We start from the raw sequence: 26,770 nt of genomic DNA, 5'->3' as shown, positions 1-26,770 counted from the left end.
GTTGTGGCTTGCTCTCCTCTCCGGTCCGCAGATCGATGCCGACCCGGAGAAGAGCCAGATGTCCAGCCAACCGCAGATCGCCCCGCCCGTCGCGTCCGCTTCCCTTGCGGCCATCGGTGGCATGCGGCTGGATCCCGCCACCCCGGGCCTTACCACCCATCGCAGCACCCGTCGCCTCGTCATCACGCCCAAGTACGGCAGTGCGCCGTGTGAAGTGGAGGTGAGCTACCTGTGGTGCGGTGCCCCGGATGCACCCACGGTGATCGTGCAGGGCGGCATCTCCGCCACCCGTGACGTGGTGGCGCTGGACAGCGAGGCCGCCCCGGGCTGGTGGCAGGATCAGGTGGGCAGCGGGCAGCCGCTGGACCTGGAACGTTACCGCGTGCTCTCCATCGACTGGGTGACCCCGGCTGACCTCACCGGCGTGCAGGCCGTATCCAGCGAAGACCAGGCCGACGCGCTCGCCGCGCTGGTGGAGGCGCTGGGCATCAACCGCGTGCATGCCTTCATCGGCTCGTCCTACGGCGCCATGGTCGCGCTGGCCTTCGCTGCCCGTCATCCCTATGCGCTGGGCCGCCTCGTGCTGCTGGCTGGCGCACATCGTCCGCACCCGCTGGCGACAGCGCAGCGTTCCATCCAGCGCAACATCGTGCGGCTGGGGCTGGCGAGCGGTCAGGCCGACCAGGCGCTGTCGCTGGCCCGCCAGCTGGCCATGACCACCTACCGCGGCAGCGAGGAATTCGCCAAGCGCTTCAGCGCCGCGCCGGAGTTCCGTGATGGCCGCTTCCACTTTCCGGTCGAGGATTACCTCGAGCACGCCGGCCGTCGTTTCGTCGAGCGCTTCGACGTGGAGCGCTTCCTGGCGCTGTCCGAATCCATCGACCTGCACGACGTGACACCCGAACAGGTGGCCGCGCCCGCCACGCTGATCGGCTTTCCGTCCGATCGACTGGTGCCGCTGGCCGACCTGTGCGAGCTGCAGCGCCGGCTGCATGGCCCGGCCACGTTGGAAGTGGTCGAGTCGCCGTACGGCCACGACGCCTTCCTCAAGGAAACCGACCGCCTTGCGCCGCTGCTGCGCGATGCGCTGGCCGGTTGTTGACCCCGAATTCAAAGAACGCGATACGCACGGAGATCCACCATGAGCGACACCACCGTCCCCTGTACCCCGCCTGGCCTGAATACCCGCGCCGTGCGCGCCGGCATCGAGTCCGACACCCAGCACGGTGCCGTGGTGCCGCCGCTGCACCTGTCCACCAACTACGCCTTCAACGGACTGGGTGGCAAGCGCGCCTATGACTATTCGCGCAGCGGCAACCCCACGCGTGACCTGCTGGGCGAAGCGCTGGCCGAGCTGGAGCAGGGCGTAGGCGCGGTGGTGACGGCCAGTGGCATGGCGGCCGTGGCGCTGGCGCTGGAGCTGGTGCCTGCCGGTTCGCTGGTGCTGGCTGCGCATGATTGCTACGGCGGCACGTGGCGCCTGCTGGATGCCTGGGCGAAGAAGGGCCGCTTCCAGGTCAAGTTCGTGGATCTCACCAACGCCCACTCGCTGGCGGACGGTCTCGCGCTGAAGCCGTCGCTGGTGTGGGTGGAAACGCCGTCCAACCCGCTGCTGCGCATCACCGACATCCGCCATGTGGCGCAGGCCGCGCACGCGGTGGGCGCACTGGTGGTGGTGGACAACACCTTCCTCTCGCCGGCCCTTCAGCAGCCGCTGACGCTGGGCGCGGACGTGGTGGTGCACTCCACCACCAAGTACATCAACGGTCACAGTGACGTGGTGGGCGGCGCCGTGGTGGCGCGCGATCAGGCCGTGGCCGATCAGCTCAAGTGGTGGGGCAACTGCAATGGCCTCACCGGTGCACCGTTCGACAGCTTTCTCACCCTGCGTGGCCTGCGCACGCTCAACGTGCGACTGCGCCAGCACCAGGAAAACGCCGTGCGCATCGCCGAGCGTCTGGACGGCCATGCGGCCGTGCGCAAGGTGTATTACCCGGGCCTGGAAAGCCATGTGGGTCATGCGCTGGCGGCCCGCCAGCAGCTGGGCTTCGGCGCCATGCTGAGCTTCGAGCTGGAAGGCGGCGAAGCGCAGGTGGCGGCCTTTGTCGATGGCGTGCGCTACTTCTCGCTGGCCGAATCGCTGGGTGGCGTGGAAAGCCTGGTGGCCCATCCGGCTTCCATGACGCATGCCTCCATGGCGCCGGAAGCACGTCGCGCCGCTGGCATTGCCGACACGCTGCTGCGCCTGTCGGTGGGCATTGAGGATGGTGAGGATCTGCTGGCGGATATCGACGCCGCCCTGGCTCGCGCCGAGGCCGTGGCTCACGGGAAACGCCGGGTGAGTGCATGAGCGCCGTGCTGACGACGGAGGCCGCGGTTGCATCCAATCCGCTGGCGTCGCCGGCCATTGCCGCCGTGCTGCTCGGCACCGGCGTGGTGGGTGGCGCCTTCCTCAAGCTGCTCAATACGCCGGCGGCGGCATCGATCCGGCTGGTGGGCGCGGCCAATTCGCGTCGTCAGCAGACGCAGGCGGAGCATCTCGCGGACCGCGCCCTGCGCGAGAAACTCAAGTCGCACGGCGACGTTCGCAACGATGCGGCGCTGCTTGCCGCGCTCGATGCACACGACGCCGCGGTGAAGGTGGTGATCGATGCGACCGCGTGCGGCACCTTGGCGTCACGCCATTCCGAGTGGCTGGCGCGCGGTTATCACGTGGTCACGGCCAACAAGTCGTTGGCCGGTGGTGATCTCCCGGGTTGGCGCACGCTGCAGGCGGCGCTGGCCAGCGGCGGTCGTTACGGTGATTCGGCCACGGTGGGCGCCGGACTTCCGGTGATCTCCACGCTGCGTCGCCTGCGTCATTGCGGCGATGCCCTGCTCACGCTGGAAGGCGTGTTCTCCGGTTCACTGTCGTATCTATTCAACCAGTACGACGGCAGCCAGCCGTTCTCGGCCCTGCTGCGTCGTGCGCGTGAACTGGGTTACACCGAGCCCGATCCGCGCTGTGATCTTTCCGGCGAAGACGTGGCGCGCAAGCTGCTCATCCTCGCCCGCTGCGCCGGCTTCGCGCTGCGACCGGACGAAGTGGAAGTGGAAAGCCTGGTACCGGAAAGCCTGCGTGGCGTGGACGTGGAAACCTTCCTCGCCCGACTGGAAGAACTCGACGAGCCGCTCGCCGCGCGGTTTGCCGAGGCAAAGGCACGTGGCGGTTCGCTGCGTTTCCTCGCGCGTCTCAATCAGCGCGGCCGTGCACGCGTCGGCTTGGTGGAAGTGCCGGCCAACCATCCGGCGACGCGTCTCTACGGCACCGACAACCAGTTCGCCCTCAGCACCACGCGTTACAACACCCAGCCGCTGGTGATCCAGGGGCCGGGCGCCGGGCCGGAAGTGACGGCGCAGGCTTTGCTGGGGGATGTGCTGGCGCTGGCGTAAATCGCAACACCGCTGGCTTCTCGCTCGTCATTCCCGCGAAGGCGGGAATCCAGCGACTTTCAGCACATCGCATGACCCAGAAAGGCACTGGATTCCCGCCTTCGCGGGAATGACGGTAGGGAAGGTCCGGTTCCATCGCGACGCGCGGTGCTCACGCATGCTGGCAACTCGGATACAAAAAAACGCGCTGCTCATCGCCGCGCGTTTTTCATGTCATCCGTTGCTGCGTACGGTTCAGTCGTGCACGTGCGGATTGGCCTCGGCCTCTTCCACCGACGGCGTGCGCCAGCCGGACTTCACGCCCCACACGTAGAACACCAGGCCCACCGCGGCAACCACCGCGAGGTCGATGCCATACGGGATGAAGCCGTTGCCACCGAAATCCACGCTGCCCACCCACGAAACGATCGCCAGCGTGGGCAGGTAGAAAATCAGCCACCATGCGCCCTTGAGCTGTCGGCCAAAGTCATGCCAGTTGGCCTTGAACTGGTAGAACAGGTACACCGGCAGGGCCACGATCATCAGCATGATGATCTCGCCGGTGAGCGGCCAGCGCGCCCAGTAGAGCAGCTCCGTTGCCATGATGAAGGCGACGCCCGCAAGAATCGGCAGGCCGGCGATGCGCAGCGGGCGATGGAGGTTCGGTGCGGTGCGGCGCAAGGTCATCGCGCTCACCGGGCCGGTCAGGTAGGAAATGATCGTCGCCACCGAGATCACCGCCGCCAGCGTGCCCCAGCCGCGGAACTTGAACAGGAACAGGTACGAGACGGCGAGGTTGAACCACATTGCCGGACGCGGCACGCCCCACTTCGGATGGATGCGACCGAGCACCTTCGGCAACGTGCCATTGCGCTCCATGCCGTAAATCATGCGCGCCGTGGTGGCGGTATAGGTCATGCCGGTGCCGCTGGGGCTGATGAACGCGTCGACGTACAGCAGCATCGCCAGCCAGTGCAGGTTGACGATGATGGCGAGCTCGGCGAACGGCGAGCGGAAATCGATGCCGTGCCAGCCGGCCTTGGCGAGCATGTCCGGCGGCACCGCGCCGAGATAGGCCACCTGCAGGATCAGGTACACCACGGTCGCCAGCAGGATCGAACCGATCACCGCAAAAGGAATGCTCTTGCCCGGATTGCGCGCTTCGCCAGCCAGATTCACCGGACTCTGGAAGCCGTTGAAGCTGAAGACGATGCCTGCGGTCGCCACGGCGGTGAGCACCGCCGCGAAGTCGATGGCGTGTGCATCACCATGCACGCCCACGGAGAAGTTCTCGGAGTGGAAACCGCTGGCGATCAGCGCGAGGCCGGTCGCTGCCGGTACCACCAGCTTGAACACCGTGATGAGCGTGTTGGAGCGCGCAAAAAGCTTCACGCTCCAGAAGTTGACCAGGAAGTAGATCAGCACCAGCACGGCGGCGATGTACAGGCCTGGCAGGCTCAGTTCGCCATGCCCGTCAGGCATGTGCATGTACAGGTCCTGCGCCCACTTCCACGGCCACGAGGCCATGTACTGCACCGAGGCTTCGGCCTCCACCGGGATCACCGAGACGATGGCGATCCAGTTCGCCCACGCGCCGATGAAGCCGACCAGTGAACCGTGCGAGTAGTGGCTGTAGCGCACCATGCCACCGGATTCGGGGAACATCGCACCCAGTTCGGCGTAGGTCAGGGCGATGGTCATGATGATGGCCGCGCCCAGCACCCAGGCCCATACCGCGCCGGGGCCGGCCAGGCCTGCCGCGCGCCATGCGCCGAACAGCCAGCCGGAGCCGATGATCGAGCCCAGGCCGGTAAGCATGAGGGCGAATGGGCCGACGTCGCGGCGGATCGGAGATTGAGACATGCAGGTCCCCAGGTCAGTGGATCGACGGGCCGCCCCCGGGGCGACACAAGTGAAAGCCGCCTTCCCGGGCGACACAAGGGGGCGATGATGACAGACCGGTCCTGCGGCTGTCAGCCCGTCAGGAGTCACGGGCCGTGGCGCAGCGCAGCACCCAGGTCATTGAATCGGCGCATGAATCGGTACGTGCGCGAACGGAGCAACGACTCGGGCGACTGGCAAATTGGCGGCGCCGTGGCGGCGGGCTAGTATCGGGCCCTCCCCACAGAGGTAGGGCGCACCATGATCCGTGCGGCATGGCTGGTGGTGATGGTGGCCGTGGCGGCATGCCCGGCGTGGACCATGGCGGCGCCCGGGGATGCAACGCGCGAGGCGCTGCAGCAGCGCGCCGAGGCGGGGGACGCGCAGGCGCAGGTCGAGCTGGGTCGTGCGCTGGAGACGGATGGCGTACCCGCCGACAAAGTGGCCAGCACCGGGTGGTATCGCAAGGCGGCCATGGCCGGCAACGCCAAAGGTGCCTGGCAACTTGGCTTCGCCACCATGGCGGGCGTGGGGACGCCTCGCGACGTGCCCGCCGGCCTCGAGTGGCTGCGCAAGAGCGTCACCATCAGTCAGAACGCCGACGACATGGCCACCCTGTCGGTGGTGCTCGAGATTGACGGCAATGCGCAGCAGGAGGCCATGCAGTGGGCACAGAAGGCCGCGGACAAGGGGGCGCCCAAGGGCATGGAAGTGATGGGCATGGCACGCCTGTCGGGCCATTGGGGCTTGCCCAAGGATCCCGCGCTGGCCGAAAAGCTGTTGACCGAGGCAGCCCGGAAGGGCGACGCCAATACGCAGCTGGTATTGGGCCAGCTCTACTTGAATGGTGCATTCGGGCGGAAAGATCCCGTTGCGGGCATGCGTTGGTTACAGGTAGCCGCCGATAGCGGCAACGCCAAGGCGGCGGGCCTGCTGGGCTACTTCCTCATCACCGGCAAGGAGGGTGTGCCGGTGGATGCGGCGCGTGGCGTCACGCTGGCGCGCAAGTCCATGGCGGGCAACGGGATGGAGGGCCACTACGCGATGGGCGTGGCCTACGTGACGGGCACCGGCGTGGCGGAAAACCCGGCCGAGGGCTGGTACCAGATTTCACTGGCGCAACGCATGGACAGCCAGAAGGAGCTCGGCAGCGCCGGTGATTACTTGGCCCGTGCGGCAGCGAAGCTCACGCCCTCGCAGCTCACCGAGCTGAAGGGACGGGTGGATGCCGACGCGGCGAAGCTGCCGGCAGCGCCGGCGGGGTCGTGAGCATCATGACAGCCGGTAGCGGCACAGGTAGGAGCGCACCTTGTGCGCGACAGCCTACGGAGTGTCAAAGCGGTGACGTCCTTCGCGAATGCCATTAACTGCGTCGAGCTGCAGTTCCCGGGTCGCGCACAAGGTGCGCTCCTACAGTGCCGCGAATGATCGGCAGTTGGGGCGCCGCAGCGGCTCACATCACGCTGTGGATGACCCCGGCCTTCGTCCGGGATCACCCAACCCGCACTGTCCTCAGCACTCGATGACGTTCACCGCCAGGCCGCCGCGCGAGGTTTCCTTGTACTTGTCCTTCATGTCGCGCCCGGTGTCGCGCATGGTGGCGATGACCTTGTCCAGCGACACGCGGTGCTTGCCGTCGCTCTTGAGCGACATGCGGCTGGCGTTGATTGCCTTCACCGAAGCCATGGCGTTGCGTTCGATGCAGGGGATCTGCACGAGGCCGCCGATGGGGTCGCAGGTCAGGCCCAGGTTGTGTTCCATGCCGATTTCGGCAGCGTTTTCCACCTGCAGCACGTTGCCACCCAGCGCTGCGGTAAGGCCGCCGGCGGCCATGGAACAGGCCACGCCCACTTCACCCTGGCAGCCCACTTCCGCGCCGGAGATCGATGCGTTTTCCTTGTAGAGGATGCCGATGGCGCCCGCGGTAAGCAGGAAATCGACGATGCCGTTCTCGTCGGCCTTCGGAATGAAGCGGTGGTAGTAGTGCAGCACAGCGGGAACGATGCCGGCCGCGCCATTGGTCGGCGCGGTCACCACGCGACCGCCCGCGGCGTTCTCTTCGTTCACGGCGAGGGCGTAAAGGTTGACCCAGTCGAGGATGGTCAGCGGATCCTTCAGCGAGGCTTCCGGCTGCGAACGCAGGTCTTCGGCCATCTGCGGCGCGCGACGCGTTACCTTCAGGCCGCCCGGCAACACGCCCGGCGAACGCAGGCCGCGGTTCACGCAATCCTGCATGGCCTTCCAGATGGTGAGCAGGCCGGCGCGCGTTTCCGCTTCGGGGCGCCATACCTTTTCGTTCTCCATCATCAGCTGCGCGATGGTGAGCTGGTTCTTCTCGCACAGCTCCAGTAGCTGGTCGCCGGTGGAAAACGGGTAGGGCTGCTCGGTGGTGTCGGCCACGATGCGGTCTTCGGCCGCCTCGTCGTGGTTCACCACGAAGCCGCCGCCCACCGAGTAGTAATCGCGCGTGGCCAGTTCGTGGCCTTCGGCGTCGTAGGCGGAGAAGCGCATGCCGTTGGTGTGGAACGGCAGCTTCTGGCGCTTGTTGAATACCAGGTCGCGCTTCTCGTCGAACTCGATTTCATGCTTGCCCAGCACGCGCAGGCGGTGCGTGGTGCGGATGCGATGCAGCGCGTCGGGAATGTGATCGGGATCGACCGTGTCCGGATGCTCGCCCTCGAAGCCCAGCAGCACCGCCTTGTCGGTGCCATGGCCACGGCCGGTCATGGCCAGCGAGCCGTACAGCTCGGCGCGCACGCGCACCACGCGGTCGAGCACGCCTTTCTCTTCCAGCCAGCGTTCGGCGAAACGGGCCGCGGCACGCATGGGGCCGACGGTATGCGAGGAGGACGGACCAATGCCGATCTTGAACAGGTCGAAAACGCTGACAGCCATGGAAGCACGCGGAGTGGGCGGGGAGAACCGCTCATTCTACGCGTGCCGGTTGGTCTTCGTTGACGCGGCGCAGCGCGGCCGGCCAATGCGCTTGCGTATGGAGCGAGAAAACAGTGTAGAGAAGTGAGAAGTGAGAGAAGGCCTGAGCCCCGCCCTTTGCTCACTTCTCACTCCTCTTCACTCACTCCTAGAAGCTATACCGCACGTTTGCCATGACGCTGCGCGGTGCCGAGTAGAAACCCTGCGACCAGTACAGGCTGGTGATGACCTTGCGGTTGGTCACGTTGTCGAGGTTGAGCGTGGTGCTCCAGTGCTGGCCGAAGTCGTAGCCGGCCATCAGGCCCAGCACCGCATAGGAACCCTGCGTGGTGAAGATCTCGCTGCCGTCGAGCGCCACGTCCTGTTGGTCGCGGTAGATGCGGTCCTGCCAGCGCAGCGTGCCGCCGACCTTGAAGCCGGGCAGGGCGTCGAAGCGGTAGCTGGTGGCCAGGCGGAACATGCGGCGCGGCACGTAGGTTCGTACGTTGCGGCCTTCCGGATCGACCAGGCCCAGCTGCGTGTAGCCGCCACTCACCTGCCAGTTGTCGGTGATCTGGCCGCTCACGTCGAATTCGTAGCCTTTGGAAATGGCGTTGATGCCGCTGTAGTAATCCTGGTTGGTCGCCATGTTGTGGCCCGCGTATTCGGCAAGGCCGTCCTGGCGCGAACGGAACAGCGCGAACGTGGCATTCAGGCGGCCGTCGACCCACTCGCCCTTCACGCCGACCTCGAGGTTGGCGCCGGTCACCGGATCGAGCACCTTGTTGTTCACGTCGGTCTGCGTCTGCGGATTGAACAGCTTGGCGTAGCTGATGTACGCCGAGTAGTTCTTGGCGAAGTCATAGACCAGGCCGACGAACGGCGTGGTCTGGGTCTTGTCGTAGTTGCTCGGCACGCCGTAGTTGTCGCCGTACTGCTCGATGTGCACCAGGCTGGCGCCGGTGATCAGCGTGACCGGGTCGGCCAGGCTCCAGCGCGCGGTGGCGTAGAGCGTCTTTCGCTTGATATGGAAATCGCCGCTACCGTAGGAAGCGTCAAACGGCGGTTCCGGGTAATTGCCCGTCCACTGGTCGAGCGGCGGCAGCGGCGTGCCGATGCCCTGGCCATAGCTGGAGAACTGGTGGACGTCGTCCTTGGCCCAGTTCGCGCCCAGCACCAGCTGGTGCGTGCGGCCACCGAGCTGGAACGGGCCACTGGCGTACACGTCGGCAACGTACTGCTTCTCCGCGCTGGTGTACGCCGAAGGATAGGAGTACAGGCCCAGGCCGGTCTGCGCATCCGGCGTGCCGTAGACGTAGAACAGGTTGCTGTCCTCGGCGATGCGGCGGTAGGTGAGTGATGCCTTGAGGCTCCAGTCATTGCCCAGCTGCTGGGTGAGTTCCAGGAAGCTGCGTGTATCGGCGACGTTCCAGCGCGACCAGTCGGCGGAGGTGCTGGTATCGCGGCTGTAATCGGTGGGCGTGCCATCGGTGTTGTAGAGCGGCAGCGCGCCCCACATGCCGCCGTGGGTCTTGTTCTTCTGATAGCTGATGCCGGCCGTGAGCAAGGTGCTGCTGGTGAGGTCGGCATCCACGATGCCCGAGAGCACCTGCTTGCGCAGGTTGTAGCGGTCCAGATAGCTGTCGGTGTCCTGGTCGGCCGCGATCAGGCGGCCACGGACACTATGCGTATCGTTGAGCGGGCCGGAGAGGTCGACATCAAGCCGGCGATTGTCAAAACTGCCTACGGTCAGGCCGACGTCGCCCTGGAAATCGGCCGTGGGCCGCTTGCGCACGAAGTTGATGGTGGCTGACGGGTTGCCGGTGAAGGACAGCAGGCCGTTCGCACCACGCAGCACTTCGATGCGCTGGTACAGGGCCGTATCGATATCGCCTTCCTGTTCGCCATTGGGGAACGGCAGGCCGACGCCGTCGATCAGGAAGTTGGTGACGTCGAAGCCGCGCGCGCTGTAGTAGGTGCGGTCGGTTTCCACGCGCTCCACGTTCACGCCCGTGGTGTTGTCCAGTACGGCGTTGATGTTGGTGAGGTTGAAGTCTTTCATCTGCTGGTCGGTGACCACGCTCACCGACTGCGGTGTCTCGCGCAGCGTCAGCGGCAGGCGCGTGGCGCCGGCGGGCGTCTTGGTGGTGTACGAATCGCCATCGCCCGTCACCGTGGCCGTGGTCTGCACGCCTTCAAGGTTCTTCACCTTGGTGGTGTCGGCAGCATCCGGCGCATCCTCGGCATGCAGCAGTGGAGCGGACAGGGCCAGGGAAAGCGCCAGGGCAAGGGTGCGGTACGGGAACGGTCGCGCAAGCGAGGGCATCAGGAAGGCCTTGGATGTCGTGTAGGTATCGGGGGGAGAAGGCCGGGGCGGTCTGGCGTCCGGCGGGGCCTCGCTGGGCCCTGAATACGCAAATGATAGTAATTATCATTTGAATTTACCAGTCTCCAGCTGGGCGAGATCGCGCTGGGAACGGGTGGGGCTACACGGGGCGGCGCGGCAGGGTGTGGTGTCGCCGGTTGGATCGGCACGGTATCTTCCGGCCCCTATGCCGATGCGATACGTGCTCTATCAGCGGGACTACTGCCACCTGTGCGACCAGGCGCTGGCCGTGATGGCCGAGGCGCGTGCGCCCGATTTCGACAGCCTGTGGGTGGACGACGATGAGGCGCTGGAAGCGCGTTACGGCACACGGGTGCCGGTGCTGCGTGACAGCGGGAGCGGGCGGGAGCTGGACTGGCCGTTCGATGCGGCAGCGGTACGGGCCTTTGTGGCCGATACCCCCTTGTAGGAGCGCGCTTGTGCGCGACCGCGACGGTCGGCTCCCCGGTCACTCGGGAGCCGCTGTCGCGCACAAGTGCGCTCCTACAGTGGGAAAAGCGAAGCTTATTTGGCGCTAAGCACCAGGTGCGCGTTGACCTTCACGTCGTTGGCGATCACCGACGTGTCGGCGTAATCACCACCGCCCACGCCGAAATCAAGACGCTTCACCGCGCCGGTGACATCCAGCGTTGCGCCCGTGCCCGCCGGCTTGAACACCACGGTGAGGCTTACCGGCTTGGTCACGCCACGCAGGGTCAGGTTGCCGTCGGCGATGACCTGCGCACCGTTCTGGCGGAAACCGGTGGTTACGAAGTGCGCCTTGGGAAACTTGGCCACGTTGAAGAAATCCGAGCCGGGCAGGGCGCCGTCGCGGTCCTTGTCGCGGGTCTTCACGCTGGACAGGTCCACTTCCACGTCGAACTTGGAGCTGGCGACCTTGGCCGGGTCGTAGCTGATGGCGGCGGTCCACTGGCCGAAACTGCCGTCGAACGACTGCCCCTGGAAGCTGCCGCTGAAGCCGAGCTTGCTGCCGGCCGGCTGCACGGCGTAGTCGGCCGCGCTGGCAAAGCCGGGCAACGCCAGGGCGAAAAGCATGGGGACGGCGAATTTAAGCGCAGAGCGGTTCATCAACGTTCTCCTTGGGAGGTCTGGCGCAGGCGTGCGAAGGGGAGCATGCGCCGCAGGGTGTTGTCGCGGTCGATCAGGTGATGCTTCAGCGCGCCACCGATATGCAGCACCAGCAGCAGCACCAGGAACCAGAACAGGTATTCGTGCACTTCGTGCCACAGATGGCGCGACTCGGGATTGGCGGCGGTCAGCGCAGGCAGGTTGAACTGCTTGAAAAACTGCAGCGGCTTGCCGGCGATGGAGTTGAACCACCAGCCGCTCAACGGCAGCAGCACCACCAGCGCGTAAAGCGTGATGTGCACGGCGTGCGCAGCCAGGTGCTGCCAGCGCGGCGCGGGCTCATCCTTCGGCGTGCGGTTGAAGAAGCGCCACAGCACGCGCAGCAGGAACAGCGCCAGCACGGTCAGGCCGATCGACTTGTGCAGCGCCAGCCAGTTGATCTTCTGCATCGGGTTCTGGGCCAGGTCCATCAGCAACCCGAAGATGCCGTTGCCGATGATCAGCAGGGCAATGGTCCAGTGGAAAAACTTGGCGACCGATCCCCATTGGCGGTCGGTATTGCGAAAACTCATGGCTGTTCCTTGTTGCTCTGGTGAGTGTCTTCCTGGATGGCCTCCAGCTCCAGCCACACGCTGACGCTGTGGCCGACGGAGTTGGGTGTGGCGGTCATGCCGTAATCGTCTCGCTGCAGCATGGCCGTGCCGGAAAACCCGATCACGGTATGCATGCCGTAAATGGTGGTGCCCAGCCGGTTGAAGGTGAACGGTATATCCACCGTGTGTGACACGCCGCGTAGCGTAAGGTTGCCGTGCAGCACCCCGTGCGTCTCGTCCTTGCGTTCCACCGAGGTGCTGGCGAAATGCGCCAGGCGTGCCTTGTCGGCATCCAGATAGGCCGGTTTGAGCACCGCGGCATTCCAGGCGGGGGCACCCATGTCCAGGCTGGCCAGGTCGATATCCAGTTCGGTGGCGGACCGGCTCCAGTCATCCGCGTCGAAACGCAACCAGCCTTGCGCTATATGCAGCCGCCCGAACGGGCGCGAGAACCCGTTGTGGTCGATGCTGAAAAGTATCTGGCTATGGGTGGTGTCGTAGCGGTAGGTGACCGGCGCGGCCGTCACGGCAAGCGGTGCCAGGGCGCACGCGAGCGCGAATAGAAGCCGGCGGGGAAGGCGGGGCGTTGGCATGGCGGGAGTCTGGACGATCCGTCTGGGTGTTGCCAGCCGCGGCCCCCGAACGGATTGTTTCCCTCCGGGCAACGTCGGCTCCATGCCAGAGCCGGCCGTGTCGGCCAAAAGCCAGGCTCGTTCCCGCCCGGCGGGTCTGGCATGATCGAAAAATCCTGGGGGAAATGCATGTTGCCGTCCTTGCTGTTCAGCGCGGTCCTGTTCATGGGGGCGTCCACGTCGGTGGTCGTGCCCGGGCCGGCGGCCGTGCAGGCGCCGACGGCTGCATCCCCCGCATCGGTGGCCACCTCCGGCAACGACGCTCTCGCAACGCCGCAGTTCCGCCGCTTCGGCACGGGCGATGGCTTGCCGAGCAGCAGTGTCTATACCGTGGTGCAGGCACCTGACGGCACCATGTGGTTCGGCACCAAGAGCGGCATTGCACGCTACGACGGCGTCGGCTTCCAGGTGTTCCGTCATGTGGCGGGCGATCCGCGGTCGTTGTTCAACAACGGCATCTCGGCGTTGATGTTCGACCACGCCGGATTTCTCTGGGCGGCTGGCCTGGAAGCGGGCCTCAACCGCTACGACCACGACACGGGCACGTTCCGGCACTGGGGGCATGACGCCGGCGATCCGGCGAGCATGGCCAGCGACAAGGCGTGGTCGATCGCCCAGACCGGCGACGGCACGATCTGGGTCGGCACGGCGCAGGGGCTGGACCGCATGCATCCCGATGGCGGCGGCTTCGATCACATCACGGTGACCGGCGACATACCCAGCGCGATCGGCACTGTGGGCGCGCTGTTCGTGGACAGGCGCGGCCAGCTCTGGGTGGGGGCTGACAACGGCGTTTTCCGTCGCGATGCCGCCGGCACGTTTCATCCCATCCTCACGGGTGCCGCGGACAAGGCACTGGATGCGTGGCGTATCGAAGGCGAGGATGACGAGATCCGCGTGTCGTCCACGCATGGCCTGTATGTCGTGGGCGCCGACGACGTGGCCCACCCGATCGGCGTGGGCGAGTTGCCCGACACCAATATCCTGAGCAGCGCGCGCGATCGCGCCGGCCGCATGTGGATAGGCACGCAGCGAGGGCTGTTCCTGCAGGATGGCCATGACGCCAGGATCCAGGCCATCACCAACCAGCCCGTGCTCAACGGCAACCTGCCGGGCACCTGGGTGTGGCAGATCCGCCAGGACAGCGAAGGTGGCCTGTGGATCGCGTTGTTCGACGGTGGCGTGGGGTACCTTGCACCGGGTTGGGACAGCGTCAGTCGCTTCACCCATATTCCCGACGACGACAACAGCCTGCGCGATTCGGTGGCCTATGCCGTGGCGCGCGGCAGCAATGGCGCCATCTGGGTGGGCGAACGCGATGGCCGCGTCGACCGGCTCTGGCCAGATACCGGCAAGGTGGATCACGTGATTTCCGGGCTGCGCGGCGATGTGCTCGCGCTGACCGAAGACGCTCCGGCGCGCCTGTGGGTTACCGTGCGCGGCGAACTGTATCGCTACACCCACGGCAAGCTGGATGCAGTCAACGGCGCTCAGCAGGGCATGAAGCACCCGCTGGAAGTCGAGCTGGGGCCGGACGGCAAGCTCTACGCACGCACCTTTGGCGAAGGCCTGTTCCGGATCGACCAGGACACGCTGGCCATCACGCCGGTGAAGTTCGAGCCTGCGCAAGAGAAAGCGCGCTGGGGTTCCCAGCTCACGCTCAGGAACGGAACGTTCTGGTACGCGAGCGACGGCGGTCTGTTGCGGCTGGATCGCACGAATGATCATTTCGAACCCGTGCCCGGCGTGGACAACCGCCAGGCGGTGGACGCGTTCGACTTCACCGACGACGGCATGTGGGTGGCCCGCCCTGACGGGCTGGAGCACTACCACGCCGTGGGCGATGCGCTGGCGCTGGATCGCAAGATCGATGCCGGGCATGGCTGGCCATCCATCAACGTGGTCGACCTGGCCGTGGACCAGCATCGGCGCGTGTGGATCTTCGGTCGCGACGGCCTGTGGCGTTTCGACAGCGCCACGGGGCAATTCCGCGAGATGGGCCTGCAGGATGGCGTCAGCAACGGCGAGTTCCTGCGCGGCTTTGCCCGCATGCGTGACGGCATGATCTATTCGCCCACGCTGGGCGGCGTACTGGGCTTCAACCCGAACCGGACATCGACACGAACCGAGCCGCCGCGCATGGCGGTCACCCGCATCCAGGTGCGTCGCAATGGTGCGTTGCGCGACTTGCCGGTGCCCGCCGACGGTGAACTGTCCATCGGCTGGAACGATTCCGGGCTCACCGTGGATTCGCGCGTGTTCTCGTACGTCGATCCCACGACCAATCGTTACCGCTTCCGGCTGGCCGGGATCGACAGTGCATGGGTCGACACGGGCAATCGCGGCGAACGCGACCTGACCGGATTGCCGCACGGCGACTACACGTTGGACGTGATGGCCTCCGGTGCCGATGGCGTATGGGCGCAGCTGGCCAGGCCGTTGCACATCCATGTGGAAGCGCCGCCGTGGACGCGCTGGTGGGCCTGGTGCGCGTATGTGGTGATGGTGGTGTTGCTGGCATGGCTGGCCCTGCACGCGTGGCGTCGTCGCCTTGCCGAGCGCCAGCAGGTGTTGCTGGCCGAACAGCGCAGCGACCTGGCCGAGCAGGCCAGTGCGGCGAAAACGCAGTTCCTCGCCACGCTCAGTCACGAAATCCGCACGCCCATGACCGGCGTGATGGGCATGGCCGAGTTGCTGCTGAGCACGCCACTCAGCCGTACCCAGCGCGACTATGCCGAAGCCATGCAGCGTTCCGGCGGCATGCTGCTCAAGCTCGTCAACGACGCCCTGGATCTGGCGCGCATCGAAGCAGGCAAGCTGGACCTGGAGTACGCGCCGTTCGATCCGCGCGCCTTGATCGAGGACATCGCGCACATGGAGCTGGGGCAGGCGCGCGCCAAGGGCCTGCGCTTTGAGCTGGACCTGCCGCGCGAGTTGCCGGCGCGCATGATCGGCGACGCGATGCGCATCAAGCAGGTGCTGCTCAACCTGGCCAACAATGCGCTGAAGTTCACCGAGCGCGGCGGCGTGACGCTGCGCGTGCGCCGCACCGACGATGGGCTGCGCTTCAGCATCATCGATACCGGCCCCGGCATCCCCGAAGCCAGCCAGTCGCGCCTGTTCCAGCGCTTCGAACAGGTCACCGGGCCGCAGCGTCGCTCCGGCACCGGACTGGGCCTGGCCATCTGTCGCGAGCTGGTCGCCATGATGGGCGGCAGCATCAAGCTGGAATCGAAGGTGGCGTTCGGCAGCACTTTCCACGTGCAATTGCCGTTGCCGGCCACGCAGGAACCAGCCAGCGCTCCGACGCCGCGGAACGATCGCATGGACGCGTTGCCGCTGCGCGTGTTGCTGGTGGAGGACGACGCCATCGTTGCAGCCGTCATTCGCGGCCTGCTGGAGCGCGCCGGTCACGACGTGCGTTACGTCGGCAATGGCCTGGCGGCACTGGCGGAGCTGGCGCAGTCCACCTGCGATGTGATCCTGCTGGATCTGGACCTGCCGGGCATCGACGGTTTTCAGATTGCGCGGCTGATCCGCCAGCGCGAAGAGCCCGGCCGCCATATTCCCATCGTGGCCATCACCGCGCGCTCGGGCGGTGACGAAGAGGCGCGCGCGAAAGAGGCGGGCATGGATGGCTTCCTGCGCAAGCCCCTGACCGGCGAACAGCTGGAGGATGCGATTCAGGCACAGCCGGTGGCGACGCGGGAGCCGGTGGGCGGCTAAGCCGCACCGATCGTCTTCTGTGGGAGCGCGCTTGCGCGCGATGCTCGCCGTCTGCGGTGATAAGGAGCTCTGCGGTCGCGCGCAAGCGCGCTCCTACAGAGAGCCAGGGGCGTTACATATCGTGCTTGGTCACGTCGAACCCGAGGCGCTTGTACTCGGTCCAGCGCGTGCGCGAACCCTCGCGTTCGGCGGGGTCGGCGGCAACCACTTCCAGTACGCGCTGGTAGTTGCCGGGCGCGCACTCCTCCCGCAGGTTGATCAGCATCGGGCGGTCGGGCGTTTCGATGCCGGGCGGCACGATCAGCACGGCGGTGACGTGGTCGTCATCGTCACCGGCGATCTGGTGCGTGATGAAGCCGTCTTCGTCGAATTCCCACAGCAGTTCTTCGATGGCTTCGGCCTGGGCGAAATCGCGTGCGAGGATCAAGGTCGGCTGCTGCGCGGCGTTGGCGCGTTTGGCCAGCTCGCACACCAGCAACAGCGGCTGTTCGCGGAAGCGCGGCTTGTCGATCAGGTAGAAATCGGCGCGAGGCATAGGGGCGAGAAGTGAGTGGAGAGGAAAGAGGAGTGAGAGAAGGCAGGGCCCTGCCTTCTCTCGTTGCTCACTTCTATAGCTTATTTACTGGCTTGATCGATCAGCCACTGCACCAGCAGCGACACCGGGCGGCCGGTGGCCAGACCCTTGCGGCCCTCGTCCCATGCCGTGCCGGCGATGTCCAGGTGGGCCCAGCGCTGGCCTTCGGTGAAGCGGGCGAGGAAGCAGCCGGCGGTGATGGCACCGGCATTCTTGCCGCCGATGTTGGCCACGTCGGCGAAGCCCGATTCCAGCTGCACCTGGTAGTCGTCCCACAGCGGCAGGCGCCATGCGCGATCCAGCGTGTGCTCACCGGCGGCGATCAGCTCGGCGGCGAGGTCGTCGTGCTTGCTCATCAGGCCGCTGGCGTGCTTGCCCAGCGCGATCACGCACGCGCCGGTCAGCGTGGCGGCATCGATCAGCACCTTCGGCTGGAAGGTCTGCGCGGTGTAGGTGAGCGCATCGCACAGGATCAGGCGGCCTTCGGCGTCGGTGTTGAGCACCTCGATGGTCAGGCCCGACAGGCTGGTGAGCACGTCGCTGGGGCGGTAGCTGTCGCCGTCGGGCATGTTTTCCACGGCCGGCACCACGCACACCAGGTTCACCGGCAGGCCCAGCTTCACGGTGGCCACGAAGCTGCCGAGCACGCCGGCGGCGCCGCCCATGTCGAACTTCATTTCTTCCATGCCCGGGCCCGGCTTCAGGCTGATGCCGCCGGTGTCGAAGGTGATGCCCTTGCCGACGAAGGCATACGGCTTGTCGCCTTCGGCGCCGCCCTTGTATTCAAGGATGACCAGCTTGGGCTTGTTGGCCGAGCCGCGGCCCACGGCCAGCAGTGAGCCGAAGCCGAGCTCGCCCATCTTCTCGTGGTCAAGCACGGTGCAGCTGACCTTGTCATGCTGCGCGGCGAACTGTTCGGCCTGCGCGGCGATGTAGGCAGGGTTGCAGATGTTCGGCGGCAGGTTGGCCAGCTCGCGCGCGAAGCGCACGCCCTGGGCAAGGGCGGCGGCCTGGTCCAGGCCGACCTTGGCGTCGTCGCCGCCGGCAAAGGTCAGGGTGCCAAGCTCCGGTTGCGCGGCCTTTTCGCGCGGCTTGAAGGTGGCGGTGTAGCGGTAGGCGGCGTAATCGGCGGCCAGGGCGGCGACGCGCACGCGCCAGGCGGCGTCGTGGCCGGGCACGTCCACTTCGGCCAGGTAGGACACGGCGCTGGCGATGGGCAGGCGGCCCAGGGCGCGCGCGGCCTCGATATTCACCTTCTGGTAGCGTGCACCGTCGAACGTCTTCTGCGTTCCCAGACCCACCACCAGCACGCGTTTGGCTGCCACGCCCTCGGGCGCGAACAGCACCGCCGTGGTGCCGGCCTTGCCATTGATGTCACCGCTCTCCACCTGGCGCTTGATGGCGCCGTTCGCGGCGGTGTCCACACGGGCGGCGGCACTGGTGAGCAGGCCGTTCTCGTAGACGCCGACCACCACGCAAGGGGTGTCGACGGATTCGGGGGCGGCGGAGCCAAGGCTGAACTGGAGAGTCATGGAGATGTCCTGCAGAAAGGTCCGGAAAGGGTCGGACAGGCTAGACTTGGGGTTTGCCACGCCCGGGGTTGGGGCGGCGCCAAGCCCTTCATCTTATCGCATGTCGAGAAACAGTCCCCAAGAACAGGCCGCCAGCCCGTACACTTCACTGCTGTTTCCCCGCCCGCGCGCCTGCGCGGGGTGTTCCATGCCTGAGGACCGGTTCTGAGCATCCTCGATCGTTATTTCCTGCGTGAGCTGGCGCAAACCGTCGCCGCCACCGCCATCGTGCTGCTGGCCATCATGGCGGGCACCTCGTTCGCGCGCGTGCTGCAGCAGGTTGCCAATGGCAGTTTTCCGGCCAGCGTGATGTTCCAGGTGCTGGGCCTGAACATGCTGGACGGCCTGTCCACGCTGCTGCCCCTGTCGGCCTTCCTGGGCGTGCTCAACGGCTTGGGCCGCATGTACCGCGAAAGCGAGATGCACGTGCTGGCCTCCTCGGGCATGGGCGCTTCGGGCCTGCTGCGCCCGGTGAGCATCCTGGCCGTGACCGTGGCGGTGCTGGTGGGTACGGTGGCGTTGTGGCTGGGCCCCTGGGCGGCCCGCACCTCGGACCAGCTGGTGGCTGCGGCCAACCGCTCGGTGATCGCGGCGGGCCTCGACGCGGGCCGTTTCACGCCGCTGCCGGGCAAGGGCGGCATCATTTTCGTGGATGAGCTGAGCCGCGACGGCAGCACGCTGGGCAATACCTTCATTGCCACCGAGCGCACCGGGCGCGACAACGTTCCCCATATCAAGCTGGTGACCGGCAAGCACGGCCAGCTCTATCAGGAAACCGATGGCAGCGGCCGCTTCCTGGCACTGTGGGACGGCTACCAGTACGACATCCCGCTGGGCGCGGACAACTGGCGCAAGATGAAGTACGAGCGCAACGACGCCTCGCTGGACAACGTCCAGTCCGACAGCGACGACGAAGATCCCGCGCACTCCATGACGCTGGCCCAGCTGCTGCGCACGGACAACCCCGATTCGCGCGCGGAATTCGCCTGGCGCACCATTGCGCCGTTCATGACGCTGGTGCTGCTGACGCTTGCGCTGCCGCTGTCGCGACAGAGTCCGCGTGAACCGCGCTTTGGCCGACTGTTCCTGGCCATCCTCACGTTCTATTTCTATTACCTGCTGCTGGCGATCTGCCGCGGCCAGATCATCAAGGGCCACTGGCACCATTCGTTCCCGATGTGGGTGATCACCGCCATCGTGTTCGCCGTGGCCGTCCGCATGTTCCAGAACCAGTACTCGCCGCGCAAACCGCGCAAGGCGGGTGCCTGATGGCTTCGCTGCGCATTCGCCGTGTCGACTGGCTGGTCGGCACCACGGTGCTGGGCTCGCTGCTGACGGTCTGGCTGGTGATCACCGGCCTGGACGCGGTATTCCAGTTCCTGCGCCAGCTGGGCAACGTGGGCAAGAACGGCTACACCGTGACCAACGCCGTGGTCTACGTGCTGGTCACGTTCCCGCGTCGCCTGTACGAAATGTTCGGCAACGCGGCGCTAATCGGCGGCCTGCTGGGCCTGGGTGGCCTGGCGGCTACCAACGAGCTCACCGCGCTGCGTGCCTGCGGCCTGTCCAAGCTGCGCATCGCGGCCTCGGCCGTGGGCGTGGTGGCCATCCTGGTGGTGGCCGTGGTGATCCTGGGCGAAACCGCGGCACCGTGGGGCGACCAGCAGGCGCAGGCCATGCAGCTGCGCCTGAAGTCGAACAACGTGGGCCTGGGTGGCGCCTCCGGCTTGTGGGCGCGTGATGGTGATCGCGTCATCAACGCCAAGGGCTGGGTAGCCAAGCGCACCGCCACGCACAACACCGTGCAGCTGCTCGACGTGCGCGTGTTCACGCTCACGCCGGACGGCCAGGTGAAGCGCTTCGACTGGGCGCAGACCGCCGAGCACGACGGCCGCCAGTGGGTGATGAGCAAGGTGCGCAGCACCACGCTGGACGATGCCGGTACGCACTCCACGACGGCGGCGAGCCAGACCTGGGATTCGCGGCTCAATCCGCAGGTGCTTGAGCAGTCGGTGATCCAGCCGCAATACCTGCCCATGCGCGACCTTCGCCGCAACATCAGCTATCTGGAACAGAACGGGCAGAACCCGGGCGTCTATGCCTCCGCGTTCTGGACCCGCGCGCTGTATCCGGTGAACGTGCTGGTGCTGGTGCTTCTGGCCATGCCGTTCTCGTTCGGCACGCTGCGTTCCGGCGGCCTGGGCAAGCGCATGTTCATCGGCATGCTGCTGGCCATCGGCTGGTACTTCCTGCAGAAGGCCATGGTGAACTTCGGCACCGTGTACGGCGTGCCGCCGCTGGTGGCCAATCTGCTGCCTGCGGTGATCCTGGCGGTGATCGCCTGGGTGTACTTCCGCAAGCACGGGTAGCGTCAGCGCGTTGTACTCCATGTAGGAGCGCACGTGTGCGCGACCGTCCGACGGAGCGGGATCGACCTGGCTCATCGGTCGCGCACGAGTGCGCTCCTGCATGGCTCCCGGGTTTCGTTCGTCACTCCTCCCCGCTCGCGGGCGCATCCTCCGCGTCCGCCACGAACTGCCCATCTTCCGCCAGGCGAACGAACAGGCCGCCCTTGCGGATCAGTTCATCGAAACGTCCCTGTTCGACCAGACGCCCCTGATCCAGCACCAGGATCAGGTCGGCGTGTCGCACCGTGGACAGGCGGTGCGCGATTACGAAAGTGGTGCGCCCCACCGTCAGCCGGTCGAGTGCGCGCTGGATGCGTGCCTCGGTGGCGTTGTCCAGTGCGCTGGTGGCTTCGTCGAGGATCAGGATGGGCGCGTCCTTCAGCATGGCGCGTGCAATGGCCAGGCGTTGGCGCTCGCCACCGGACAGCGAGCGGCCGCGCTCGGCCACCAGCGTTTCCAGCCCTTCGGGTTTGCGCGCGATGAAGGCCGCGGCTTCGGCCGACGCCACCGCCGCCTCGATCTGGCCGGGGTCGGCATCCGGGTTGCCCACGCGCAGGTTGTCCAGGATGGAGCGGTAGAACATGCCCGCGTCCTGGAACACCACGCCGATGTTCTGGCGCAGCGATTCCAGCGTCACGTCGCGCACGTCGTGGCCATCCACCGTCACGCGTCCCGCGCTGGGATCGTACGCGCGGTACAGCAGGCTCAGCGCCGTGCTCTTGCCGGCGCCGGTGGGGCCTACCAATGCAATCGTGCTGCCCGGCGGTGCGCGGAAGTTCAGGTCGTGCAGCGCCGGCTGCACCGGGTCGTAGCCAAAGCTGACCTGCTCGAACACCACCTCGCCCCGGACGCGGGGCAGGGCGATGGCGCCGGGGCGATCCTCGATCTCCGACCTGCGATCCAGCACCGTGAAGAAATCGCGCAGCGACTGCGACTGGAAAAACAGGTTCGAGAGGAAGGTGGCGAACTGCTCCAGTCGCCCGATCAGCAGCATCGAAAAACCCACGAAACTCACGATGCCGCCCACGCTGATCTCGCCGCGCGCATGCAACGCGGCGCCAACCGCGAAAATGGCCACGATGGTCAGTGTGCTCGCCGCCCGGTTGAGTACTGAGAGGATCGCCCAGCCGCGCAGCACGGGATACTGCGCGTTGAGCGTGCGCGTCATCAGATCGTGCAGCGCGCGCGATTCCGCCGCCAGGCGCGTGAAACTCTGCACCACCGTCACGTTGCCGAACACGTCACCGGCGCGCGTGGCGATCTCGTGGTGCAGCTCTTCCACTTCGCCCTGCGCCTTGTGCGTGCGCTGCACCGCCACGGCATTGAAGATGGAAAAGCAAAGCAGCAGCGCGATCATCAGCAGCGCCAGCTTCCAGTTCAGCCACAGCGCCACCGGCACCATCACCACGATCGACAGCAGCGTGGCGAGATGCTCGCGGAAAAAACTCAGCCACAGGTTGAACAGATTGCTCACGCCGACATTCATGATGCGCGAGAGACGACCCGTGTGGTACTCGCCGTGGAACGACATCGGCATCGATGCGGCGTGTTCGAAGAACAGCGCGATGGCGGCAAGCCGCCGCCGGTGCGCAAGCCGGTCGGCATGCAGCGACACCCACACGTTCGCCAGTACGCCGGCAAAACCGACGCCGGCCCAGAGGCCGATCAGGCGCGGCGCATCGCCACCGTGCGTGCTGCCCAGCGCGTCCACCACGCGACCGAACAACACCGGCTCCAGGAAGAACACACCCGCCAGCGCCAGGTTGGCCAGCGCAAGCGTGATCGCCAGCTTCCGTTCCGGCGCCAGCAGGGCGATGACACGCAGATAGAGACCCAGGAACGACATGCCGTGGCTCCGATCGACCCGTGTCCCCACGTCATGCGGAGACCATGCAACAAGGCTAGCCCAAGCCCTGGTGGCGCGTCAGCGGGCCTTGCCCCCACTGTGGCGAGCGATCAAGCTTCAGGTCTGTTTCTCCCAGCGGAAGACCACCGTGGACCTGATCGACCTGCGCAGCGACACCGTTACCCGTCCCACGCCGGCCATGCGCGCCGCCATGCTTGATGCCGCGGTAGGCGACGACGTCTACGGGGAAGACCCCACCGTCAATGCGCTGCAGCAGCGCCTTGCCGCCGATCTTGGCTTCGAGGCCGGCCTGTTCGTGCCCACTGGCACGCAGTCGAACCTGGTGGCGCTGATGTCCCATTGCGAACGCGGCGACGAATACCTGGTGGGTGCGGATGCGCATACCTACAAGTTCGAAGGTGGCGGTGCGGCCGTGCTGGGTTCTATCCAGCCACAGCCGATTCCGCAGGACACCGATGGCAGCCTGCCCCTGGACAAGGTGGCCGCGGCGATCAAGCCGGTCGATCCGCACTTTGCCCGCACGCGCCTGCTCGCGCTGGAGAACACCTGGCACGGTCGCGTGCTGCCGCTGGACTACCTGAAAGCCGCGCATGACTTCGCGTGCGAACGCAGCCTGGCCATCCATCTGGATGGCGCCCGCCTGTTCAACGCCGCCGTGGCCTGTGGCGTGCCGGCGCGGGAGATCGCGAAGCACTTCGACAGCGTCTCGGTTTGCCTGTCCAAGGGGCTGGGCGCGCCGGTCGGCTCGGTGCTAGTCGGGTCCGCGGCTCTGATCGAAAAAGCGCGGCGCTGGAAGAAGGTGGCCGGTGGCGGCTGGCGCCAGGCGGGCATGCTGGCCGCGGCGGCGCAGTATGCGCTGGATCATCACGTGGACCGCCTGGCTGACGATCACGCGCGTGCGGCGGCGCTGGCGGCCGGGTTGGGTGATATCCCCGGCGTGAAGCTGCTTGGGCAGCACACGAACATGGTGTTCATTGACGTGCCGGCAGATCGGTTGCGGGAGTTGGACGTCCATTTGCGGGAGGCGGGTATCCGCATCAGCATCGGTTACTTGCCGACGTTGCGGTTGGTGACGCATCTGGATGTGGATGATGAGGGTGTGGCGCGGACGGTGGTGGCGTTTCGGACGTTTTTTGCGGGGTGAGGTGGGTTTGGTTTTTGGAGGTGTGCCTCATCGTCTCCATCTCGTCATCCCAGCGAAAGCTGGAGGCGCTTTTCAACCGCCGTAGGGCGGGTCATCCAGTGACTTGGCTCTTGGCCTTTGGCCTCGCGCGTTACCGCGACCGGGTTCGCCTGCCGCGGGCTTCCGACCTCCTGCCGGAGGCCGGGTCACTTTTCTTTGCTTGCCCAAAGAAAAGTAACCAAAAGAAAAGGCACCCCCATCGCGTCGCTGGCCGGTGGAGCCGGCCAGTCCGTGAGGGGCGGCCGGGCTTTTCGACAGGACATCCCTGTCCTGTCGAAAAGGGATCGGCATCCTTGCCGATCCCCCTGCGGGCCTGTCGTCCGCCCCTCACCGCCGCTCAAGGGGGCGGGTAGGTCAAGAGCCTGGAGCCGAAGGCTCGTGCAGCTGCGCTGCACATCGCGTCGCAGGGTGTCACGGCGAATGGCGTGCCGACTCAGCTTGTCTGTAGGAGCGCACCTTGTGCGCGACCACCTGACGGAGCGGTATCGACAGGACGCTGCGGTCGCGCACAAGGTGCGCTCCTACAGGGGTGTCTCGCACTGTGTGAAGCCCGTTTCTTTCTCGCCTCAGTGCTCACCCCAGTCCTCTGCCGAACGGGAGAGGACGAGCGACAGGTGATGTTCAACGTGAACACCCGAGTGGCAAGGAAGGAGGTGCCGCGCAGCGGCACGACGCTCCGCGTTAAGTCCTCAGCGCATTGGCGCGTTGCGAAGCGCTACGCGATACCCGCTGTGTAGAGGCGGAGGTTGCCAAGCAACAACGTTCCTCGACCGGTCGGGCTTATCCCCACGGAATGCTGCCAGCTCTTCAGGCCATTTTCTTTGGGTTACTTTTCTTTGGGCCAGCAAAGAAAAGTGACTCGGCCTCCGGCAGGAGGTCGAAACGCCCCCGCTGCGTAAGCGGCAACCTGACGCCTGCGTGACTACCGAAGGCAGAGAGCCAAGGCACTGGATCCCAGCTTTCGCTGGGATGACGGCGTTGATGAGAGGGTGAGGCAATACGTGGCACCACTGCTCTGGATCCCGGCCTGCGCCGGGATGACGAGTAGGAGAGTTGGTGGCAGGAACGGCGAGTAGAAAAGAATTCGCCGAAATGGCGAATAGGAAAGCGGACGCAATCCTGACAGCCAACAGCGAGCCGGGTCGCCACAACGCGACACCATCACGCCGAAAAACCGGCTGACCCATACAAGGTCAGCCACCGGGCGACATCAGCCGATCACGCGCCCCGCGTATCAAACTTCCGGATGAACTCCCGCACCTGCGGATACACCGTCTGCCGCCACCGGCGACCACTGAAGATGCCGTAGTGACCCGCCCCCTCCACCACGCGATGCTCGCGACGGTTGGCGGGAATGCCGCTGCACAGGTCGTGCGCCGCCTCGGTCTGGCCCAGCCCCGCGATATCGTCCAGCTCGCCTTCCACGGTAAACAGCGCCGTGGTGCTGATGGCCGATGGCGTCACGCGCTCACCGGACACATCCCAGAGCCCGCGCGGCAGCAGGAACTGCTGGAACACGGTGGAGATGGTGTCGAGGTAGTACTCGGCTGGCATGTCGAGCACGGCGTTGTACTCGTCGTAGAACTTGCGGTGCGCGTCTGCGTCGTCCTGGTCGCCCCGCAGCAGGTTTTCGTAGAAATCCCAGTGCGAATTCATGTGGCGGCCCGGGTTCATGGCGATGAACCCGGCGTGCTGCAGGAAGCCCGGATACACCTCGCGCCCGCTGCCCGGATAGTTCGGCGGCACGGTGTGGATCACGTTGCCGCGGAACCAGCTGAGTGGGCGATTGGTGGCGAGGTTGTTGACCCCGGTGGGGTTGCTGCGCGGCTCGATCGGGCCGCCCATCATGGTCATGCTGAGCGGCGTCTTCTCGCCGCGGGCCGCCATCAGCGCCACGGCGGCAAGCACTGGCACGGTGGGCTGGCACACCGAGATGATGTGCAGCCGTTCGGCGCCGATGTGGCGGATGAAGTCTTCGATATAGGCCACGTAGTCATCGAGATGGAACGCGCCTTCGCTGGCGGGCACCATGCGTGCATCGACCCAGTCGGTGATGAACACCTTGTGGTCCTGCAGCAGGGTGCGCACCGTGTCGCGCAGCAACGTGGCGTGATGACCCGAGAGCGGAGCGACGACCAGCACGGTCGGCTCGTTCTTCATCTTCTCGATGGTTTCCTGATCATCACTGAAGCGCTTGAAGCGCTTGAGCTGGCAGAACGGCTTGTCCAGCACCACCCGCTCGATCACGGCGATTTCCTGACCGTGCGCCGCGACCTGCGTCAGGTTGAACGCGGGCTTCTCGTATTCCTTGCCCAGCCGGTGCAGCAGCTCGTAGCCCGCCGCCATGCGCTGGGCGCCGGGGATATGCGAGAACGGGCTGGTGACGTCGCTCAGCATCTTGGCGTTGGCTTCGGCGTAATGGCTCAGGGGGCCAAGAAAAGCGCGCTGCCACTCGTGGATCTGATAGAGCATGAGTTGAAACCGGGCGGGGTCAGAGGGTGGCATCTTACCCGGTTTGGCAGGCTTGTGCTGCGCTGCCGCATTGTCTCAATCCAGA

General features: G+C 66.1%; 19 protein-coding genes. 9 read left to right on the top strand and 10 right to left on the bottom strand.

Going from position 1 to position 26,770, the window contains the following annotated elements:
• Positions 1 to 58: 58 nt before the first annotated feature.
• Genes metX through H8F01_RS06035 form a run of 3 tightly spaced genes read left to right on the top strand, consistent with a single transcriptional unit; the run spans position 59 to position 3,432 of the window.
• Entirely contained in the window at positions 59 to 1,102 is a 1,044-nt protein-coding gene (gene metX, locus H8F01_RS06045; RefSeq protein WP_187058123.1) for a homoserine O-succinyltransferase MetX, read from the top strand.
• 39 nt (positions 1,103 to 1,141) lie between these two features.
• Positions 1,142 to 2,350 carry a cystathionine gamma-synthase gene (gene metB, locus H8F01_RS06040; protein ID WP_187058122.1) on the top strand — a complete coding sequence of 403 codons (1,209 nt, stop codon included), beginning with the start codon at positions 1,142 to 1,144 and terminating at the stop codon, positions 2,348 to 2,350.
• The gene (locus H8F01_RS06035; RefSeq protein ID WP_187058121.1) at positions 2,347 to 3,432 is read left to right on the top strand and encodes a homoserine dehydrogenase family protein; all 1,086 of its coding nucleotides are present in this window, start codon (positions 2,347 to 2,349) and stop codon (positions 3,430 to 3,432) included. Before metB ends, H8F01_RS06035 begins: the two co-directional genes overlap by 4 nt.
• 234 nt (positions 3,433 to 3,666) lie before the next feature.
• Here the strand turns inward: H8F01_RS06035 and H8F01_RS06030 are convergent, their stop codons facing one another.
• On the bottom strand, positions 3,667 to 5,274 hold the full coding sequence (locus H8F01_RS06030; RefSeq protein WP_187058120.1) for an APC family permease: 1,608 nt from the start codon (positions 5,272 to 5,274) through the stop codon (positions 3,667 to 3,669).
• 279 nt (positions 5,275 to 5,553) lie between these two features.
• On the opposite strand from H8F01_RS06030, the gene H8F01_RS06025 reads away from it, so the two are divergent.
• On the top strand, positions 5,554 to 6,561 hold the full coding sequence (locus H8F01_RS06025; RefSeq protein WP_187058119.1) for a tetratricopeptide repeat protein: 1,008 nt from the start codon (positions 5,554 to 5,556) through the stop codon (positions 6,559 to 6,561).
• 243 nt (positions 6,562 to 6,804) lie between these two features.
• Here H8F01_RS06025 and H8F01_RS06020 read toward each other — a convergent pair whose 3' ends face one another.
• A complete protein-coding gene (locus H8F01_RS06020) occupies positions 6,805 to 8,187 on the bottom strand; it encodes an L-serine ammonia-lyase (protein ID WP_187058118.1) in 1,383 nt (460 codons plus the stop codon).
• Between the two features lie 187 nt (positions 8,188 to 8,374).
• Complete coding sequence (locus tag H8F01_RS06015) at positions 8,375 to 10,531, bottom strand: TonB-dependent siderophore receptor (protein WP_187058117.1); 2,157 nt, start codon at positions 10,529 to 10,531, stop codon at positions 8,375 to 8,377.
• A 232-nt stretch (positions 10,532 to 10,763) separates the two neighbouring features.
• Here H8F01_RS06015 and H8F01_RS06010 point away from each other — a divergent pair, with 232 nt between their 5' ends.
• Positions 10,764 to 11,000: a glutaredoxin family protein gene (locus H8F01_RS06010; RefSeq protein WP_425490080.1), complete on the top strand. Its 237-nt coding sequence runs from the start codon at positions 10,764 to 10,766 to the stop codon at positions 10,998 to 11,000.
• Between the two features lie 95 nt (positions 11,001 to 11,095).
• Here H8F01_RS06010 and H8F01_RS06005 read toward each other — a convergent pair whose 3' ends face one another.
• The 3 genes from H8F01_RS06005 to H8F01_RS05995 are packed head-to-tail and all read right to left on the bottom strand — an operon-like array spanning position 11,096 to position 12,845.
• On the bottom strand, positions 11,096 to 11,659 hold the full coding sequence (locus H8F01_RS06005; protein WP_187058115.1) for a YceI family protein: 564 nt from the start codon (positions 11,657 to 11,659) through the stop codon (positions 11,096 to 11,098).
• Complete coding sequence (locus H8F01_RS06000) at positions 11,659 to 12,231, bottom strand: cytochrome b (protein ID WP_187058114.1); 573 nt, start codon at positions 12,229 to 12,231, stop codon at positions 11,659 to 11,661. Before H8F01_RS06000 ends, H8F01_RS06005 begins: the two co-directional genes overlap by 1 nt.
• Positions 12,228 to 12,845 carry a YceI family protein gene (locus H8F01_RS05995; RefSeq protein WP_187058113.1) on the bottom strand — a complete coding sequence of 206 codons (618 nt, stop codon included), beginning with the start codon at positions 12,843 to 12,845 and terminating at the stop codon, positions 12,228 to 12,230. The genes H8F01_RS06000 and H8F01_RS05995 overlap by 4 nt, the downstream gene beginning before the upstream one ends.
• A 168-nt stretch (positions 12,846 to 13,013) precedes the next feature.
• Here H8F01_RS05995 and H8F01_RS05990 point away from each other — a divergent pair, with 168 nt between their 5' ends.
• The gene (locus tag H8F01_RS05990; protein ID WP_187058112.1) at positions 13,014 to 16,610 is read left to right on the top strand and encodes a hybrid sensor histidine kinase/response regulator; all 3,597 of its coding nucleotides are present in this window, start codon (positions 13,014 to 13,016) and stop codon (positions 16,608 to 16,610) included.
• A gap of 112 nt (positions 16,611 to 16,722) precedes the next feature.
• On the opposite strand, the gene H8F01_RS05985 is transcribed toward H8F01_RS05990, so the two are convergent.
• Entirely contained in the window at positions 16,723 to 17,145 is a 423-nt protein-coding gene (locus H8F01_RS05985; protein WP_187058111.1) for a DNA polymerase III subunit chi, read from the bottom strand.
• An 80-nt stretch (positions 17,146 to 17,225) separates the two neighbouring features.
• Complete coding sequence (locus H8F01_RS05980) at positions 17,226 to 18,716, bottom strand: leucyl aminopeptidase (RefSeq protein WP_187058110.1); 1,491 nt, start codon at positions 18,714 to 18,716, stop codon at positions 17,226 to 17,228.
• A 210-nt stretch (positions 18,717 to 18,926) separates the two neighbouring features.
• On the opposite strand from H8F01_RS05980, the gene lptF reads away from it, so the two are divergent.
• Positions 18,927 to 20,024 carry an LPS export ABC transporter permease LptF gene (gene lptF, locus H8F01_RS05975; protein WP_187059177.1) on the top strand — a complete coding sequence of 366 codons (1,098 nt, stop codon included), beginning with the start codon at positions 18,927 to 18,929 and terminating at the stop codon, positions 20,022 to 20,024.
• Complete coding sequence (gene lptG / locus H8F01_RS05970; protein WP_187058109.1) at positions 20,024 to 21,124, top strand: LPS export ABC transporter permease LptG; 1,101 nt, start codon at positions 20,024 to 20,026, stop codon at positions 21,122 to 21,124. The genes lptF and lptG overlap by 1 nt, the downstream gene beginning before the upstream one ends.
• 121 nt (positions 21,125 to 21,245) lie before the next feature.
• On the opposite strand, the gene H8F01_RS05965 is transcribed toward lptG, so the two are convergent.
• The gene (locus H8F01_RS05965; protein ID WP_187058108.1) at positions 21,246 to 23,009 is read right to left on the bottom strand and encodes a glucan ABC transporter ATP-binding protein/ permease; all 1,764 of its coding nucleotides are present in this window, start codon (positions 23,007 to 23,009) and stop codon (positions 21,246 to 21,248) included.
• 148 nt (positions 23,010 to 23,157) lie between these two features.
• Here H8F01_RS05965 and ltaE point away from each other — a divergent pair, with 148 nt between their 5' ends.
• On the top strand, positions 23,158 to 24,174 hold the full coding sequence (gene ltaE, locus H8F01_RS05960) for a low-specificity L-threonine aldolase (protein WP_187058107.1): 1,017 nt from the start codon (positions 23,158 to 23,160) through the stop codon (positions 24,172 to 24,174).
• Between the two features lie 1,257 nt (positions 24,175 to 25,431).
• On the opposite strand, the gene H8F01_RS05955 is transcribed toward ltaE, so the two are convergent.
• Positions 25,432 to 26,685, bottom strand: coding sequence for a polyhydroxyalkanoate depolymerase (locus H8F01_RS05955; RefSeq protein WP_187058106.1), 1,254 nt, complete (start codon positions 26,683 to 26,685; stop codon positions 25,432 to 25,434).
• Between the last annotated feature and the right edge of the window lie 85 nt (positions 26,686 to 26,770).

Origin of the sequence: Dyella telluris, from assembly GCF_014297575.1 — a bacterium.
In the GTDB taxonomy this organism is placed as follows: domain Bacteria; phylum Pseudomonadota; class Gammaproteobacteria; order Xanthomonadales; family Rhodanobacteraceae; genus Dyella; species Dyella telluris.
This window is presented reverse-complemented; position numbering and strand designations above follow the sequence as displayed.